Origin of the sequence: Acinetobacter radioresistens DSM 6976 = NBRC 102413 = CIP 103788 (assembly GCF_006757745.1) — a bacterium.
Taxonomy (GTDB): domain Bacteria; phylum Pseudomonadota; class Gammaproteobacteria; order Pseudomonadales; family Moraxellaceae; genus Acinetobacter; species Acinetobacter radioresistens.
In genome coordinates, this window is sequence record NZ_AP019740.1 from 2544349 (window position 1) to 2562403 (window position 18055).

Consider the following 18055-nt stretch of genomic DNA (forward strand, 5'->3'; position numbering starts at 1 on the left):
GTTTTATCAGATGCACTTATAGACTATGCCAAAGCTGAGAAAAAAGCTTGATTTTTATCATAATGATCCTGCTTCTATTTTAAATAAATTGAGGGATTTTTTTGGTTTAGTTTATTTAGAAGATAATCATCGGCCTATTATTGCATTTCTGCCAGATCAATATATTAAATACCAGTCCGGCTTATTTTCAGCTTATAAAAAAAATACTGATTATTCTTATTCAATTACTCATCATAAAATAGATTTACTTGATTTTATTTGTTTAGATCCTGAATTTAAGGGTTCTTCTCAAGCAGGATTTAACGGTGGATATATTGGATTTATTAGCTACGATTTTGCTGCCCAACAACATCTTAAAATTCATATAGAATATAAAAAACAGCCAAGTTTATATTTAGGCAAATATCATCATTATTTAAAGTATGAAGCAGAAGAGTGGATATTTTATAGTGAAGGTCAAGATGCATTAATCATTTATCAAAATATTTATGATGCTCTTCATTTAGATCATGATTCAGATACTCAGGTGTTTCAGCTGGTTCAGACCTGTCAGCCACGCTGGACTAAACAGCAATATATTTCAGCCTTTAAGCAAGTGCAGGAATATATTACAGCAGGTGACTGTTACCAAATTAATTTAACTCAAGAGTTTAAAGCTCAAGGTAATGGTCATTTACTAGACTGTGCAGCGAAATTTTGGGCTATGACAAATGCGCCTTATGCGGGCTACCTAAAAATAGATAATCTTGAAATCTTAAGTTGCTCTCCTGAGCTTTTTATTGATTTTAAAGAACAACAGCAAATTATAACACGCCCGATTAAAGGGACCATGCCGCGTTATGCAGATCCGATACTTGACCAGAAAGCAAAAAACACTTTAATTAACTCCAAAAAAGATCAGGCAGAGAATGTTATGATCGTTGATTTACTGCGTAATGACTTCAGTCTCTATGCCCAAAAGGGTTCAGTTAAAACACTAAAATTATTTGAAATTGAAAGTTTTAATCAAGTCCATCATATGGTCAGTGAAGTACAAGCTATATTAAACAAAAATATTTCACCGTTTCAGGTCTTGTTATCTGCTTTGCCGGGCGGCTCAATTACGGGTGCGCCTAAAATACGTGCCATGGAAATTATTGCAGAACTTGAAGAAGCTGCTCGGGGTGCTTATTGCGGTTCATTAGGTTATTTTAATTTTGATGGAACAGGCTGCTGGAATATCCTGATCCGGACCATCCAAAAATATGATCATGATATTTCTATCTGGGCAGGCGGCGGTATTACTATTGCTTCAGAACAGGAGGCAGAATATCAGGAATGTTTCGATAAAATATCTGCCATGCTGGACTTACTCAATACATGGCAGAGAACAGGTGAATCATAATCAGACTAGAATCTGATTTCTCAATGTATCAATAAGTCTTTGACTTTGTTCATCCGTACCGACAGTAATACGTAAATACTGATTAATACGGGGTTTGTTAAAATAACGTACAATAATGCCATGTTGACGCAGCTCGGCAGCCAAGTCAGCAGCATTTTTATGAGCTAAAGAAACAAAAATAAAATTAGCTTTAGAAGGTAATACCTTGAAATCTAAAGCTTCTAGCCCATTTACAAGCTGCTCACGGCTATCAATTACTTTCTGGCACATAGCCTGAAAATAGTCTTGATCCTGAAATGAAGCTACCGCAGCAGCAATAGCTAAACGGTCCATTGGATAGGAATTAAAACTGTTTTTAACAGTCTCAAGTGCAGCAATTAAATGTGGCTGGGCAATTGCAAAACCAACGCGTAAACCTGCGAGTGAACGTGATTTGGAGGTCGTCTGGCATACCACCAGATTCTCATACTTACTTACCAAACTTACTGCAGATTCTGCACCAAAATCTACGTAGGCTTCATCTATAACCACTACAGAGTCAGGATTATTCTGAAGAATTTCTTCAATTGACAGCAGATCTAATGCAATGCTGGTTGGCGCATTTGGATTAGTAATAATAATACCGCCATTGGGTTGCCTATAATCAGCAATGTCAATTTCGAAGTCAGCGTTTAGTGGCAGTATTTTAGTTTTAACTCCAAAAAACTGGCTATATACCGGATAAAAGCTGTAGGTTATATCTGGATATAAAATTGGATGCTCTTGAATAAAAAATGCTTTGAAAATATGTGCAAGTACCTCATCAGACCCGTTGCCTACAAATACCTGACTGGCTGTAATACCCTGCTGCTGGGCAATTGCTTCTTTTAATGCAGTTGCATCGGGGTCCGGATAAAGACGTAATACATCAGCCTGATTAGCCAGCACAGCCTGTATTGCATCAACAACATAAGGTGATGGCGGATAAGGATTTTCGTTAGTATTTAATTTTAACAGATTTTGAAGTTTAGGCTGTTCACCAGGAATATACGGTTCAAGTTTACGTACTTCAGGACTCCAAAAACGCATTTGTTCGGTAGTTAGTTCCATGTTTAAGATTCTCAAATTCATTTTCCAAAAAGGGCTGTTCCTGACAGCCCCTGAATTCTTTATAAAAGCCTCTCAATAGCGATAGCGGGCTGAGCGAGCATGAGCATCCAGATTTTCTTGCTGTGCCAGGATATCCGCAGTGCGTGCCAGTGGTTGTACGCCCTGTTCAGAACACATAATGAGACTGGTCCGCTTCTGAAAATCATATACACCAAGCGGAGAAGAAAAACGTGCTGTGCCTGATGTCGGCAAGACATGGTTCGGACCTGCACAATAATCACCAATTGCCTCTGGTGTATAACGGCCCATAAAAATAGCTCCTGCATGACGAATCAAGGTAGCCATCTCTTTAGCTTCATCAAGACATAATTCTAAATGCTCTGGAGCAACTTGATTAATCAGCTCTATTGCCTCTTTACGGCTATTTACCAGAACTAAAGCACCACGATTGGCAATTGAAGTACGGGCAATCTCGGCTTTGGGTAGCTGACTTAAATGTTTTTCAATCGCCTCTTCCACAGCCTGTAATAGCTGCTCATCTGGCGTAATAAAAATAGCTTGAGCCACAGTATCATGTTCTGCCTGAGACAGCACATCCATGGCTAGCCAATCAGCATTATTTAGTCCCTCAGCATAAACCAGAATCTCTGAAGGACCTGCAATCATATCAATACCCACTTGCCCAAATACGGCACGCTTGGCTGCTGCAACAAAACGGTTACCCGGTCCGGTAATCTTGTCAACACGCGGAACAGTTTCTGTACCATAAGCAAGTGCAGCTACTGCCTGTGCTCCGCCAATAGTAAATACCCGGCTTACCCCGGCAAGGAATGCAGCAGCAAGTACCAGAGGATTTAATTCACCATCTGGTGCCGGTACTACCATGATTATTTCGGATACTCCTGCTACATGTGCAGGGATCGCATTCATCAGAACAGAGGAAGGATAAGAGGCCAAGCCACCCGGAACATAAATACCGACCCGATCTAATGGAGTCACTTTCTGGCCTAAGGTATTGCCCAATTCATCTATATAAGACCAGCCATCCTGTTTCTGTGCCTGATGAAAAGCACGTATCCGATCCGCTGCCATCTCTAAAGCATCACGTACCTGCGGCTCTAAATTTTCAAATGCTGTTTTTAACTGTGCTTGAGTCAGTTCAAGTTCAGAAAACTGATGCGCTGGATGTCGATCGAACTGTTGAGTGAGTTTAAGAACGTGAGCATCACCATGTTGACGCACATCAGCAATGATCTGGTCTACAGTTTTTAAAAGTTCAGGGTCACTAACTGTCTCAAAAGCTAACAAGTCTGCAAAAGCTTGCTTGAAGTTTTGATCTTGAGTCGATAAACGTCGCATCAATTTACCCACAAGGTCTATGTAAAACTTTAGTTTACCTGTTTTCTACGAACTTGTGGGTAGGAATCGCTCTTGTATTCAAGGACTTTTATTGAAAATAACTTTTGCTAAGATTGATGAAGTTTCAAATCTGCGGTAAAACCAATTAAGGTATAAAAAAACCGTCCTTGAGGACGGTCTTAGATAACAAATACTTTATGGGCTCATTTGCTGGCGTGCTTCTACTGCTTTTTCCAGCTGCGCAATAATTGGATTGAGCAATGCCTGCTTACGTTTAAAGCTAGCTTTATTAACAATGAGACGTGAAGACACTTTACAGATTTCTTCGAGTGGCTCCAAACCATTAGCCCGCAAGGTATTGCCGGTATCTACGACATCAACAATATAGTCCCCCAAGCCGACCAAGGGAGCAAGCTCCATTGAACCATAAAGTTTAATTACATCTACCTGTTCCCCCAGACTTGCATAGTACTGGCGAGTCAGGTTGACATATTTAGTGGCAATTTTTAAACGTCCTTGTGGACGTTTCATACCGACTTTGCCTGCTGTCATTAACTTGCAGTTAGCAATTTTTAGATCAAGTGGCTCATAAACATGCTGAGCCCCATGTTCCATCAACACATCTTTACCAGCAACGCCCAGATCTGCTGCACCATTTTCAACATAGGTAGGTACATCTGAAGCACGTAAAATTAGAATACGTACCTGCTTATGGGTAGTTGGAAAAATTAGCTTGCGAGACTTTTCCGGATCTTCCAGCAGATTAATACCTGCTGTTTCAAGTAAAGGTAATGTTTCTTTTAAAATACGTCCCTTACTCAAAGCCAAGGTTAAACCATGATCAAAATTACCCATTACATCAAAATTTGGATCATCGTTTCTTACTTCACTCATGCACTTACTCGCTTAATCTGGGCACCTAAACTCTGAAGTTTAGCCTCAACATTCTCATAGCCCCGGTCAATATGATAAATACGGTCAACGATGGACTCCCCTTCAGCTGCCAGCGCGGCCAGTACCAGAGAGAATGAAGCTCTCAGATCTGTAGCCATGACCGGAGCTGCTGATAATTTTTCAACTCCTGTCACGACGGCATCGTTACCTTCCACCTGTATATTGGCTCCCATGCGTGAAAGCTCAGGCACATGCATAAAACGATTTTCAAAAATTGTTTCACTAATAGTTGCAAAACCATGTCCAATCGCATTAACAGCCATAAGCTGTGCTTGCATATCTGTCGGGAAGTCGGGATGAGGTAATGTACGGAAACTTACTGCTTTAGGACGTTTATCCTGCATATCCAGTTCGATCCAGTCATCTCCGCGTGTAACTTCTGCACCCATTTCCTCGAACTTATCTAGCACTGCCTCAAGTAATGTCGGGTCTGTATGGGTCGTCTTAACCTTACCACCAGTAATCGCGGCAGCAGCCAGATATGAACCGGTTTCAATACGGTCAGCTACTACAGCATATTCACAGCCTTGCAAAGATTCTACGCCTGTAATCACCAGCGTATCTGTATCTACACCTTCAATCTTGGCTCCCATTTTAATGAGCATATTAGCCAAATCTGTAATTTCTGGCTCACAAGCAGCATTACGCAGTGTAGTCACACCTTCTGCCAGTACTGCTGCCATTAAAATATTTTCTGTACCGCCCACTGTGACCATATCAAAGGTAATATCTGCACCTTTTAAACGGCCATCTACTTTGGCATTAACATAGCCATTTTCAACTTCAATATGTGCGCCCAATGCTTCGAGTGCCTTGAGATGCAGGTCAACCGGACGCGATCCGATTGCACAGCCACCCGGCAGGGAAACCTGAGCACTGCCATAACGGGCTACCAATGGCCCAAGCACTAAAATAGAGGCGCGCATCGTTTTAACCAGCTCATAAGGTGCAAACTGATTATTTAAGGTAGAGGTATCTGCCTTGACTGTATCACTACTGTAGCTGATGCTAATTCCTAGTCCGGCAATCAGTTCTACCAGCGTATTTACATCTTTTAAGTTAGGAACATTGGTCAGTGTAATAGGTGTTTCGGCAAGAATAGTGGCGGCAAGTAAAGGTAAAGCTGCATTCTTTGCACCCGAAATACGTACTTCACCCTGGAGCTTGATACCGCCATTAATTACAAATTTATCCATTTAAGTCTTAAGCTCCAAACAGGCTTGCTTTGTGCCACTCTTCTTTGGTCATTGCGCGAATAGTGACCGCGTGCACTTCTCCGCTCGCGATATAGGAATTTAGAGGAGCATATACTGCCTGCTGACGAGCAATTGTACGTTTACCTTCAAACTGATCATCAACAATACGAAGATCAAATTTTCCCGCCTGTCCGCTCACAGCAACTTCTGCCTCTGGAAAAGCAGCTTGTAGAATCTCAGTGAGCTGTTCACTATTCATTGTAAAAACCTCTTGTAAGACTGACGGTGTAAAAACCAGATATATTACTATAACTCTAAAGGAATAATGCAGTTGGCCTGTAAAATTTACACATGAAAAAAAAGAGGTATTAAACCTCTTTTTTAAACTGTTTCGTTAAATTGCTAAAGGTTGATAACTACACTGCAACTTTCTATGTTTATAAAGCTGTCTTTTTATTTTTTCTGATAATTTTTTAATAGAAGTATACATATCATCTGCACAAGCCTGTGCAAATAGCTCAATTCCAGGTAAACGGATAATCGCTTCAGCCTTATGGTTAGCACTACCTTTTTTTGAACGCTTGGTAACTTCATGATCTTTACTAAGCTTGACCTGCATACTATTTACCTGGTCAAGATGCTGAGTCAGCTGATTAAACTTGAAACGGATATCCTGTTCTATTGCAGGGGTAATCGTTAAATGGTGGCCACGAATGGTAATTTGCATAATTCTATTCCTCACCTCGTTTCAGGCTTTAAAGTCAGAACAGGGATAGTCTAATGACAGAAAATAGAATTCTGTTAAATTATATCAAACCATTCCTGTACTCCTTTAAATCAAAATGAAAGTTTCACTATGCTGTCATAATGAACTATTAGAATAGCTCGACTAAAAACTAGATCAAGACCTTTCGGTCAGAAGACGACGGAATATTTAAAGATTCACGATATTTTGCTACTGTCCTACGTGCTACATCAATCCCTTCTTCTTTAAGTAAATTCGTAATGGAATTATCAGACAAGGGTTTACGGGGATTCTCATTTGAGACTAGTTTTTTAATCATGGCACGAATTGCAGTTGAAGAAGCCTCGCCCCCTGAGGTGGTGCCTACGTGACTTGAAAAGAAATACTTAAGCTCAAACAGGCCACGTGGAGTCAGCATATATTTGTTACTTGTGACCCGGGATACAGTTGACTCATGCAGCTGTACTTCTTCAGCGACCTCTCTCAAAATGAGGGGTTTCATGCCCTCTGCCCCAATTTCAAAAAAAGTCCGCTGATGTTCAACAATACAGCTGGCTACTTTTAATAAAGTTTTATGCCGCTCATCAATACTTTTAATAAAATTTTTTGCCTCATATAACTGATCTTTTAAATAATTATTATCGGTACTTTGATCAGCGCGCCGAATCATACCAGCATAAAAAGAATTAATACGCAGTTTAGGTAAAATATCGGTATTTAGCTGAACATGCCAAATCTGGTCCTTCTTAGATACAATTACATCAGGAATCTGATAATTAGATGATTCATCCTCAAATTCTATACCGGGATAAGCTTTTAAAGTTTTAAGCATATTAATTGCTGACTTTAAACGTTCAGTATTCAACCCTGTCTGTTTTAATAGCTTGCCAAGATCATTAGCAATCAGTAAATGATAATGCTCCAGCAATATCAAAGCATCCTGAATAACTGGCACAGAGGGTAAAGCTTCAAGCTGAATCCTAAGACATTCTGCCAGATTACGTGAACCTGCACCTAAAGGATCAAGCTGCTGAATATGCTTGAGTACCACATAAACCTCATCATCCTCTACTTCTTCTTCATGACCCATTTCTGCAAGTAAATTTTGAACAGAAGCAGTAATTTCTTCAATTTCAGCTTCAAGAAAGCCCCGTTGGTCTAAAGAATCAACTAAACAATAGGCAATTAACTGATCAATCTGGGAAAAATGTAAAAGGTTAATTTGCTCAAGTAAATGCTGTTTTAAATTTAAAGATTTATGATTATTGTCCTCTTGTTCCTGAAACTCAGGAGTCTCAAGTGCGGTAGACTGATGAATATAAACTTCATCCCAATGAGTATCTACTGGTAGCTCTTCAGGTAAATGGTCTGCATTTAGACTCTGATCAAGCTCATGAATATCTGTATTATTAGAATTTGATAGGGTAGAAATTGAATTTTCATCATCTATTTGTTCAAGTAAAGGATTACTTTCTAACTGAAGCTGGATTTCTTGTTCGAGTTCCAAATTAGATAACTGAAGTAAACGGATGGCTTGTTGTAATTGGGGGGTAAGGGATAAACTATTTGCAACTTTAAGCCCAACCGACAACTTCATAATATCCCACCCTTACTTTATCATATAAAATTAATGCAATTTTTATGCCTCTTTTAATTTTTATAGCATATTCTTATTATAAAACATACAATTTATTTTTTAAGATAGCTAGCTAATTAAAAAATTTTAAACTTCTAAGCCGCTTAAACCGGACTATCAGCCATTGCCAGTATTGCTATGGTTAACTCCCCTTCTATTTCAAAATCAAAGCATAAAAAAAGCCCCCTCACATGAGGGGGCTTTTTAGAATAATGAGCTGGCGATGACTTACTCTCACATGGGTAACCCCACACTACCATCAGCGCTAAGAGGTTTCACTTCTGAGTTCGGGAAGGGATCAGGTGGTTCACTCTTGCTATGGTCGCCAGCACAACTGTTGATGGACTTGTTCGGGTCTGATTTAACTGCGGTGCAGTATGTGCCGTACTTTGGTCCAAATGAGTTATTAACAGAGGGCAGATCTGGGTCTGAATTGTATGTTCCAGCATTAGGCTGAATCAAGGGATATTGCATATTTATGAATCGATTGATGCTTTGTATACAACTGTTTGGGTGTTGTATAGTCAAGCCTCACGAGCAATTAGTATTGGTCAGCTTCACATATCACTATGCTTCCACATCCAACCTATCAACGTCCTGGTCTTGAACGGCTCTTTAGGTGACATAAAGTCACGGGGAAATCTTATCTTGAGGTAGGCTTCCCGCTTAGATGCTTTCAGCGGTTATCCCTTCCGAACATAGCTACCCGGCGATGCGACTGGCGTCACAACCGGTACACCAGAGGTTCGTCCACTCTGGTCCTCTCGTACTAGGAGCAGATCCTCTCAAATTTCCAGCGCCCACGGTAGATAGGGACCGAACTGTCTCACGACGTTCTAAACCCAGCTCGCGTACCTCTTTAAATGGCGAACAGCCATACCCTTGGGACCTGCTTCAGCCCCAGGATGAGATGAGCCGACATCGAGGTGCCAAACACCGCCGTCGATATGAACTCTTGGGCGGTATCAGCCTGTTATCCCCAGAGTACCTTTTATCCGTTGAGCGATGGCCCTTCCATACAGAACCACCGGATCACTAAGACCTACTTTCGTACCTGCTCGACTTGTGGGTCTCGCAGTTAAGCGCGCTTTTGCCTTTATACTCTACGCGTGATTTCCGACCACGCTGAGCGCACCTTCGTACTCCTCCGTTACTCTTTAGGAGGAGACCGCCCCAGTCAAACTACCCACCAGACACGGTCCTCGACCCAGATTATGGGTCAGAGTTAGAACCTCAACATTACCAGGGTGGTATTTCAAGGATGGCTCCATAGGAACTGGCGTCCCTACTTCAAAGCCTCCCACCTATCCTACACAAGTAAGGTCAAAGTTCAGTGTCAAGCTGCAGTAAAGGTTCACGGGGTCTTTCCGTCTAGCCGCGGGTACACTGCATCTTCACAGCGATTTCGATTTCACTGAGCCTCTGCTGGAGACAGCGCCGCCATCATTATGCCATTCGTGCAGGTCGGAACTTACCCGACAAGGAATTTCGCTACCTTAGGACCGTTATAGTTACGGCCGCCGTTTACTGGGGCTTCGATCAAGAGCTTCGCTTACGCTAACCCCATCAATTAACCTTCCAGCACCGGGCAGGCATCACACCCTATACGTCCACTTTCGTGTTTGCAGAGTGCTATGTTTTTAATAAACAGTTGCAGCGGCCTGGTTTCTGCGGCTGCCGACAGCTCAAGGAGCAAGTCCTATCACCATCAGCAGCGTACCTTCTCCCGAAGTTACGGTACCATTTTGCCTAGTTCCTTCAGCAGAGTTCTCTCAAGCGCCTTGGTCTACTCGACCTGACCACCTGTGTCGGTTTCGGGTACGATTCCTGTGTAACTGAAGCTTAGAGACTTTTCTTGGAAGTATGGTATCGGCCACTTCGCCAGTAAACTGGCTTGCTATCGACTCTCAGCATAGAGCACCCCGGATTTGCCTAAGATGCATGCCTACTGTCTTCCACCTGGACAACCAACGCCAGGCTGACCTAACCTTCTCCGTCCTCTCATCGCATTACACAGAAGTATTGGAATATTAACCAATTTCCCATCGACTACGCCTTTCGGCCTCGCCTTAGGGGTCGACTCACCCAGCCCCGATTAACGTTGGACTGGAACCCTTGGTCTTTCGGCGAACGGGTTTTTCACCCGTTTTGTCGTTACTCACGTCAGCATTCGCACTTCTGATACCTCCAGCAGACTTCTCAATCCACCTTCATCGGCTTACAGAACGCTCCCCTACCACGCACATAAATGTGCATCCGCAGCTTCGGCACATAGTTTTAGCCCCGTTACATCTTCCGCGCAGGCCGACTCGACTAGTGAGCTATTACGCTTTCTTTAAAGGGTGGCTGCTTCTAAGCCAACCTCCTAGCTGTCTATGCCTTCCCACATCGTTTCCCACTTAACTATGATTTTGGGGCCTTAGCTGGCGGTCTGGATTGTTTTCCTCTTGACTACGGACGTTAGCACCCGCAGTCTGTCTCCCGGATAGTACTCATTGGTATTCGGAGTTTGCATCGGTTTGGTAAGTCGGGATGACCCCCTAGCCGAAACAGTGCTCTACCCCCAATGGTATTCGTCCGAGGCGCTACCTAAATAGCTTTCGGGGAGAACCAGCTATCACCGAGTTTGATTAGCCTTTCACCCCTATCCACAAGTCATCCCCCGGCTTTTCAACGACGGTGGGTTCGGTCCTCCAGTTAGTGTTACCCAACCTTCAACCTGCTCATGGATAGATCACCCGGTTTCGGGTCTATACCCAGCGACTAGACGCCCTATTAAGACTCGATTTCTCTACGGCTCCCCTATTCGGTTAACCTCGCCACTGAATATAAGTCGCTGACCCATTATACAAAAGGTACGCAGTCACACCACGAAGGTGCTCCCACTGCTTGTATGCATGCGGTTTCAGGATCTATTTCACTCCCCTCACAGGGGTTCTTTTCGCCTTTCCCTCACGGTACTGGTTCACTATCGGTCAGTCAGGAGTATTTAGCCTTGGAGGATGGTCCCCCCATATTCAGACAAGGTTTCACGTGCCTCGCCCTACTCGTCATCATTATGTGTGCCCTTTCGTGTACGGGACTATCACCCTCTACGGTTGCACTTCCCAGAGCATTCCGCTAAAACACACATAACTTAATGGGCTGATCCCCGTTCGCTCGCCGCTACTGAGGGAATCTCAATTGATTTCTTTTCCTGAGGGTACTGAGATGTTTCACTTCCCCTCGTTCGCCTTGCATGACTATGTATTCATCATGCAATACCTACCTTATGGTAAGTGGGTTTCCCCATTCAGACATCTCCGGATCACAGGATATTTGCCGCCTCCCCGAAGCTTTTCGCAGGCTATCACGTCTTTCATCGCCTCTGACTGCCAAGGCATCCACCACATGCACTTAATTACTTGACTATACAACCCCAAACAGTCGACGTTACCTACAAGGAGCAACTTCAACATTACAGTTTAGAGCACTGTGCATTTAAGCACTGTACAGCTTCAATCTAAATTCATATACCAAAACGCTTGATTCAGTTAATTTGCTAGTTCTCAGTTCAATCTACGTTAGTCAACAGGTTGCCCTGTAACGTCTATTGAATGAGTTGAACAATTTATTTCAGACTCAAATTTGCCAATCTGTTAATGATTCACTGCATCCTCGTCGGATTGCAGTCAACTGTGATAAATCACAGAAGTTAATAAACCAGGATTCTTGAACCTTCCATTTACTAAATTCTGTAATCTCTAGCTTCGAATCAAATCATGTTTGATTCGTGGTGGAGACTAGGAGAGTCGAACTCCTGACCTCCTGCGTGCAAAGCAGGCGCTCTACCAACTAAGCTAAGTCCCCAGCTTATCAATAAGTCAACATATCTGTTTTTCTGCATTACTGCTTTCGTCAGTAGTGGTGGGTCTGACAAGACTTGAACTTGTGACCCCACGCTTATCAAGCGTGTGCTCTAACCAACTGAGCTACAGACCCTCAGATACATCGTCATGAAGAACAACTTGTTGTGGATTCTTACCAATCGTCAATCTTTCGTTAAGGAGGTGATCCAGCCGCAGGTTCCCCTACGGCTACCTTGTTACGACTTCACCCCAGTCATCGGCCACACCGTGGTAAGCGTCCTCCTTGCGGTTAGACTACCTACTTCTGGTGCAACAAACTCCCATGGTGTGACGGGCGGTGTGTACAAGGCCCGGGAACGTATTCACCGCGGCATTCTGATCCGCGATTACTAGCGATTCCGACTTCATGGAGTCGAGTTGCAGACTCCAATCCGGACTACGATCGGCTTTTTGAGATTAGCATCACATCGCTGTGTAGCAACCCTTTGTACCGACCATTGTAGCACGTGTGTAGCCCTGGCCGTAAGGGCCATGATGACTTGACGTCGTCCCCGCCTTCCTCCAGTTTGTCACTGGCAGTATCCTTAAAGTTCCCACCCGAAGTGCTGGCAAATAAGGAAAAGGGTTGCGCTCGTTGCGGGACTTAACCCAACATCTCACGACACGAGCTGACGACAGCCATGCAGCACCTGTATCAGAGTTCCCGAAGGCACCAATCCATCTCTGGAAAGTTCTCTGTATGTCAAGGCCAGGTAAGGTTCTTCGCGTTGCATCGAATTAAACCACATGCTCCACCGCTTGTGCGGGCCCCCGTCAATTCATTTGAGTTTTAGTCTTGCGACCGTACTCCCCAGGCGGTCTACTTATCGCGTTAGCTGCGCCACTAAAGCCTCAAGGGCCCCAACGGCTAGTAGACATCGTTTACGGCATGGACTACCAGGGTATCTAATCCTGTTTGCTCCCCATGCTTTCGTACCTCAGCGTCAGTATTAGGCCAGATGGCTGCCTTCGCCATCGGTATTCCTCCAGATCTCTACGCATTTCACCGCTACACCTGGAATTCTACCATCCTCTCCCATACTCTAGCCAACCAGTATCGAATGCAATTCCCAAGTTAAGCTCGGGGATTTCACATTTGACTTAATTGGCCGCCTACGCACGCTTTACGCCCAGTAAATCCGATTAACGCTCGCACCCTCTGTATTACCGCGGCTGCTGGCACAGAGTTAGCCGGTGCTTATTCTGCGAGTAACGTCCACTATCCTAAAGTATTAATCTAGGTAGCCTCCTCCTCGCTTAAAGTGCTTTACAACCAAAAGGCCTTCTTCACACACGCGGCATGGCTGGATCAGGGTTCCCCCCATTGTCCAATATTCCCCACTGCTGCCTCCCGTAGGAGTCTGGGCCGTGTCTCAGTCCCAGTGTGGCGGATCATCCTCTCAGACCCGCTACAGATCGTCGCCTTGGTAGGCCTTTACCCTACCAACTAGCTAATCCGACTTAGGCTCATCTATTAGCGCAAGGCCCAAAGGTCCCCTGCTTTCTCCCGTAGGACGTATGCGGTATTAGCGCTCCTTTCGGAACGTTGTCCCCCACTAATAGGCAGATTCCTAAGCATTACTCACCCGTCCGCCGCTGAATCCAGTAGCAAGCTACCTTCATCCGCTCGACTTGCATGTGTTAAGCCTGCCGCCAGCGTTCAATCTGAGCCATGATCAAACTCTTCAGTTAAAATCATTTGTACCTTATTTATAGACAAGGTACCAATTCTGGCTCATTAATCTTCTGACTAAAAATTTACTCAAATAAACTTCGAGAAATTTCTACCATTCAATCAATGAAAATTATTTCGATCGATCAACCAGTAAAAATCCACACAAGTTGTTCTTCATATTCTCTTAATGATCTTCTTACTGCTTCGTCAGCAGCAAGCTAGGTCGGCTATATTACGCTTTCTTTTCAGAAAGTCAACTGGTAATTCAGATTATTTTAAACTTATCTAACAAAACCCGACTTAACTATATTTAACTAAGTTGCTGTTTTATCAGAAGTTTTAATCTTCATCACCGCCGATGGATGTGCATTATAGGCCATTTATTTCCTAACGCAAGGGGTATTTTATAAAAAAGTGATCGGCTGGTTATTTATCCGGCAAATACCCGGCTTTTTTTTATTTCTTAAGTATACACGGCTCATTATTAAGGAACTCATAATTAATTCTTAGATTAGAGATTAGAGATTAGAGATTAGAGATTAGAGATTAGAGATTAGAGATTAGAGATTAGAGATTAGAGATTAGAGATTAGAGATTAGAGATTAGAGATTAGAGATTAGAGATTAGAGATTAGAGATTAGAGATTAGAGATTAGAGATTAGAGATTAGAGATTAGAGATTAGAGATTAGAGATTAGAGATTAGAGATTAGAGATTAGAGATTAGAGATTAGAGATTAGAGATTAGAGATTAGAGATTAGAGATTAGAGATTAGAGATTAGAGATTAGAGATTAGAGATTAGAGATTAGAGATTAGAGATTAGAGATTAGAGATTAGAGATTAGAGATTAGAGATTAGAGATTAGAGATTAGAGATTAGAGATTAGAGATTAGAGATTAGAGATTAGAGATTAGAGATTAGAGATTAGAGATTAGAGATTAGAGATTAGAGATTATGATTTATTTTTCTAAATTTCAAGCATAAAAAAACCGCTTGACGCGGATTCTTTAAATGGTCGGAGCAGTAGGATTCGAACCTACGACCCTCTGGTCCCAAACCAGATGCGCTACCAGGCTGCGCCATACTCCGAGTATGGGGTGAATGACGGGATTCGAACCCGCGACAACTGGAATCACAATCCAGGGCTCTACCAACTGAGCTACATCCACCATAACATCTTTGATTCTAAATACCAAGCTACCAAATGGCGCGCCTGACAGGATTCGAACCTGTGACCATCCGCTTAGAAGGCGGATGCTCTATCCAACTGAGCTACAGGCGCATGACCGATGATAAAAATATCATGCGATACTTCGCCGATTTAAATTGGTCGGAGCAGTAGGATTCGAACCTACGACCCTCTGGTCCCAAACCAGATGCGCTACCAGGCTGCGCCATACTCCGATTCATCTCAGCTTTTATTGTATCGCACTTTGTGCGGTACGGTGTGCATTCTAGGCGTGACGCATGGTCACGTCAACACCTATATTTAAAAAAATATTAAAAAACACCTCAAATGTATATTTATCAGGCACTTTAGACATTTTTTAATCATTTTCAACGCTTTAAGCTGGCACTAAAGGCTAACATACGGTCTAAAGGCAACTTTGCACGCTGCGCAAGTGCAAGGTCAACCTCTATTTTCTGGTCAGCTTTTTGTAAAACCTGCAAAATTCCATCGAGTTCATTCATAGCCATCCAAGGACAATGTGCACATGAACGGCAGGTTGCCCCTTCACCTGCTGTTGGTGCCTCAAGCAGGATCTTGTCAGGCACGACCTGTTGCATTTTATAGAAGATACCACGATCTGTTGCCACAATCAGATGGGTATGTGGCAAAGACCTTGCTGCCTGAATCAATTGTGATGTACTTCCTACTGCATCAGCCACCTCAATCACCGATTCAGGGGATTCAGGATGCACCAGAACGGCTGCATCTGGATAGAGAGCTTTCAAGGTGGCAATACCACGTGCGCGAAACTCTTCATGAACAATACAAGCCCCATCCCAGAGCAACATATTTGCACCGGTTTTCTTCTGGATATAACGACCAAGATGCTGATCAGGTGCCCAGATGATTTTCTCACCCAAGCTATCTAGATGCTCAATAATTTCAACTGCACAGCTTGAAGTCACTACCCAGTCAGCACGTGCTTTGACCGCAGCTGAAGTATTGGCATATACCACAACAGTATGGTCAGGGTGTTCATCGCAAAACCGCGTAAACGCATCTTCAGGGCAACCTAGATCCAGTGAACAGGTAGCTTCCAGTGTAGGCATGAGCACAGTTTTTTCTGGTGACAGAATTTTAGCTGTCTCACCCATAAATTTTACACCGGCTACTACCAAGGTAGAAGCAGCATGATCACGACCAAAACGTGCCATTTCCAGTGAATCGGATACGCAGCCGCCCGTCATTTCAGCCAGTTCCTGAACTTCAGGATCGCAATAATAATGTGCCACCAGTACAGCATCACGCTTGTTCAGTTCGGCCCTGATCTGTTCAAATTTATCCTGTTTCACTTGTTCAGTCAGGGAAGTACTTTTGGGTTCCCCTAAACGGTCCAAATGCGCCTGCACAATATTTTTTGCTTCATTGGCAATTAATGTCGCATCAGTCATAACCATGCCTTCTCTGTTTTTGCTGCTAGCCTTTTCGCTGGCATTTGATCCATCATCTCAACCATATTAAATATACAGTTGATAAAAACCTTTATTTTAGAAAAAAGCCCCCACATGGAGGGCTTTTTTTATTCATGATATTAAGAACGATAATCTGCATTAATCTTGACATAATCATAAGACAGATCGCAGGTATAAACCGTATCTTTCGCCTCGCCGCGACCTAAATCAACACGAATCGTAATTTCCTGTTGCGCCATCACTTCTGCTCCGGCTTCTTCGGTATAGTCAGCAGCAGCTCCGCCATCCTTACAAATCTGGACATCATCCAGCCAAACCTGAATTTTTTCTACCTCCAGGTTTTTAACACCTGCATAGCCAATCGCGGCCAGAATTCGTCCCCAGTTCGGATCAGATGCAAAGAAAGCCGTTTTTACCAAAGGTGAATGAGCAATACTATAGGCAACGTCACAACATTCTTGGGTATCTGCCCCGCCTTCGACCGCCACAGTCATAAACTTGGTTGCCCCTTCTCCATCACGAATGATGAGTTGGGCCAGCCGTTTCATGATGCGGGTTAAAACCTCAAGTACAGTTTGATAGCGCTCATCTTCCAGACTGGTAATTTCTGCTCCGCCAGCCTGACCGGTAGCCACCAAAATACATGAATCATTGGTTGATGTATCGCCATCAATAGTAATGCGGTTGAAGGACTGTTCCACAGTAGTTTTCAACAGATGCTGTACCAGCTCACAACTAATAGGTACATCAGTGGCAATAAACCCTAGCATAGTCGCCATGTTGGGCCGAATCATACCTGCACCTTTAGAAATACCAGTCATGCTGTAGGTAATGCCATCAAGTTCGAACTGTTCCGATGCACCTTTAGGTGTAGTATCGGTGGTCATTATTCCACTTGCTGCATCCAGCCACGCATCTGCTTTCAAACTATCAAGTGCAGGCTGCAAGCCTGTAAGTAAACGCTGCATTGGTAACTGCTCACCAATGACGCCTGTAGAAAAGGGCAGCACTTCAGATGTCTGAACCCCAGCTAATTCGGCAAGCTTGTTACAGGTCTCTAGCGCATTTTGCATCCCCAGCTTACCAGTACCGGCATTGGCATTACCTGTATTAATCACCAGGTAACGGGCATTACTTTTTAAAAGATGCGCTTTAGAGATATGCACTGGCGCAGCACAAAAAGCATTTTGGGTAAATACGCCCGCAACATTTGACCCTTCTGCAAATTCAAAAATAACCAGATCTCGTCGGTTCGGATAACGTATATATGCTTCAGTTGAACCAATTTTTACGCCTTGCACCACATGCATTTGTGGCATTGATACGTCACCCACAGTCATTTTTGAATTTCCAGTGATATGGTTATTGAAAACACAACAGCTTAGTGCAAATTTTTCTAAAAATCGAGAGACTCTAAATGAATTGGTGATTTTTATATTAAGCTTTATTAAATACATACAAAAAAGCCGAATAGAATCCGGCTTTTA

10 protein-coding genes, 6 tRNA genes and 3 rRNA genes are annotated in these 18055 nt (G+C 43.2%); 1 reads left to right on the top strand and 18 read right to left on the bottom strand.

Annotated elements, in window-relative coordinates; translation table 11 throughout:
* Positions 1 to 25: 25 nt before the first annotated feature.
* Positions 26 to 1384 (top strand): anthranilate synthase component I family protein, encoded by a 1359-nt coding sequence (locus tag ACRAD_RS11915; RefSeq protein WP_005027725.1) that lies wholly within the window; start codon positions 26 to 28, stop codon positions 1382 to 1384.
* Here the strand turns inward: ACRAD_RS11915 and hisC are convergent, their stop codons facing one another.
* The 18 genes from hisC to argJ all read right to left on the bottom strand — a co-directional run bounded on the left by hisC (position 1385) and on the right by argJ (position 17908).
* Entirely contained in the window at positions 1385 to 2473 is a 1089-nt protein-coding gene (hisC, locus tag ACRAD_RS11920; protein ID WP_005027727.1) for a histidinol-phosphate transaminase, read from the bottom strand.
* A 72-nt stretch (positions 2474 to 2545) separates the two neighbouring features.
* Positions 2546 to 3844, bottom strand: a complete 1299-nt coding sequence (gene hisD / locus ACRAD_RS11925) for a histidinol dehydrogenase (protein ID WP_161794082.1) — start codon at positions 3842 to 3844, stop codon at positions 2546 to 2548.
* 183 nt (positions 3845 to 4027) lie between these two features.
* The gene (hisG, locus tag ACRAD_RS11930; RefSeq protein WP_005018563.1) at positions 4028 to 4726 is read right to left on the bottom strand and encodes an ATP phosphoribosyltransferase; all 699 of its coding nucleotides are present in this window, start codon (positions 4724 to 4726) and stop codon (positions 4028 to 4030) included.
* The gene (murA, locus tag ACRAD_RS11935) at positions 4723 to 5982 is read right to left on the bottom strand and encodes a UDP-N-acetylglucosamine 1-carboxyvinyltransferase (RefSeq protein WP_005027731.1); all 1260 of its coding nucleotides are present in this window, start codon (positions 5980 to 5982) and stop codon (positions 4723 to 4725) included. Before murA ends, hisG begins: the two co-directional genes overlap by 4 nt.
* 7 nt (positions 5983 to 5989) lie before the next feature.
* Positions 5990 to 6241, bottom strand: coding sequence for a BolA family iron metabolism protein IbaG (ibaG, locus tag ACRAD_RS11940; protein ID WP_005027733.1), 252 nt, complete (start codon positions 6239 to 6241; stop codon positions 5990 to 5992).
* A gap of 135 nt (positions 6242 to 6376) precedes the next feature.
* Positions 6377 to 6709: a ribosome hibernation-promoting factor, HPF/YfiA family gene (gene hpf, locus ACRAD_RS11945; RefSeq protein ID WP_005018556.1), complete on the bottom strand. Its 333-nt coding sequence runs from the start codon at positions 6707 to 6709 to the stop codon at positions 6377 to 6379.
* 169 nt (positions 6710 to 6878) lie between these two features.
* The gene (locus ACRAD_RS11950) at positions 6879 to 8324 is read right to left on the bottom strand and encodes an RNA polymerase factor sigma-54 (protein ID WP_005027737.1); all 1446 of its coding nucleotides are present in this window, start codon (positions 8322 to 8324) and stop codon (positions 6879 to 6881) included.
* 254 nt (positions 8325 to 8578) lie between these two features.
* A 5S ribosomal RNA gene (rrf, locus tag ACRAD_RS11955) occupies positions 8579 to 8693 on the bottom strand.
* Positions 8694 to 8883: 190 nt separating this feature from the next.
* Positions 8884 to 11773: ribosomal RNA gene (locus ACRAD_RS11960) — 23S ribosomal RNA — on the bottom strand.
* 363 nt (positions 11774 to 12136) lie between these two features.
* Positions 12137 to 12212, bottom strand: a tRNA-Ala gene (locus ACRAD_RS11965).
* Between the two features lie 55 nt (positions 12213 to 12267).
* Positions 12268 to 12344, bottom strand: a tRNA-Ile gene (locus ACRAD_RS11970).
* A 61-nt stretch (positions 12345 to 12405) separates the two neighbouring features.
* A 16S ribosomal RNA gene (locus ACRAD_RS11975) occupies positions 12406 to 13942 on the bottom strand.
* Together the 16S, 23S and 5S rRNA genes with 2 tRNA genes alongside form the textbook arrangement of a ribosomal RNA operon.
* 995 nt (positions 13943 to 14937) lie before the next feature.
* Positions 14938 to 15014: transfer RNA gene (locus ACRAD_RS11980), tRNA-Pro, on the bottom strand.
* Positions 15015 to 15018: 4 nt separating this feature from the next.
* Positions 15019 to 15094, bottom strand: a tRNA-His gene (locus tag ACRAD_RS11985).
* A 36-nt stretch (positions 15095 to 15130) separates the two neighbouring features.
* Positions 15131 to 15207: transfer RNA gene (locus ACRAD_RS11990), tRNA-Arg, on the bottom strand.
* Between the two features lie 45 nt (positions 15208 to 15252).
* A tRNA-Pro gene (locus tag ACRAD_RS11995) sits at positions 15253 to 15329 on the bottom strand.
* A 153-nt stretch (positions 15330 to 15482) separates the two neighbouring features.
* A complete protein-coding gene (nadA, locus tag ACRAD_RS12000) occupies positions 15483 to 16547 on the bottom strand; it encodes a quinolinate synthase NadA (RefSeq protein ID WP_005021382.1) in 1065 nt (354 codons plus the stop codon).
* 140 nt (positions 16548 to 16687) lie between these two features.
* A complete protein-coding gene (argJ, locus tag ACRAD_RS12005; protein ID WP_005021380.1) occupies positions 16688 to 17908 on the bottom strand; it encodes a bifunctional glutamate N-acetyltransferase/amino-acid acetyltransferase ArgJ in 1221 nt (406 codons plus the stop codon).
* Positions 17909 to 18055: the final 147 nt, after the last annotated feature.

Bases quoted from the DNA above. Each gene is read 5' to 3' on its own strand.
- murA (WP_005027731.1), bottom strand. From the start codon at position 5,982: ATGGATAAATTTGTAATTAATGGCGGTATCAAGCTCCAGGGTGAAGTA.
- ACRAD_RS11915 (WP_005027725.1), top strand. From the start codon at position 26: ATGCCAAAGCTGAGAAAAAAGCTTGATTTTTATCATAATGATCCTGCT.
- hisG (WP_005018563.1), bottom strand. From the start codon at position 4,726: ATGAGTGAAGTAAGAAACGATGATCCAAATTTTGATGTAATGGGTAAT.
- hpf (WP_005018556.1), bottom strand. From the start codon at position 6,709: ATGCAAATTACCATTCGTGGCCACCATTTAACGATTACCCCTGCAATA.
- ibaG (WP_005027733.1), bottom strand. From the start codon at position 6,241: ATGAATAGTGAACAGCTCACTGAGATTCTACAAGCTGCTTTTCCAGAG.
- argJ (WP_005021380.1), bottom strand. From the start codon at position 17,908: ATGACTGTGGGTGACGTATCAATGCCACAAATGCATGTGGTGCAAGGC.
- ACRAD_RS11950 (WP_005027737.1), bottom strand. From the start codon at position 8,324: ATGAAGTTGTCGGTTGGGCTTAAAGTTGCAAATAGTTTATCCCTTACC.
- hisC (WP_005027727.1), bottom strand. From the start codon at position 2,473: ATGGAACTAACTACCGAACAAATGCGTTTTTGGAGTCCTGAAGTACGT.
- nadA (WP_005021382.1), bottom strand. From the start codon at position 16,547: ATGACTGATGCGACATTAATTGCCAATGAAGCAAAAAATATTGTGCAG.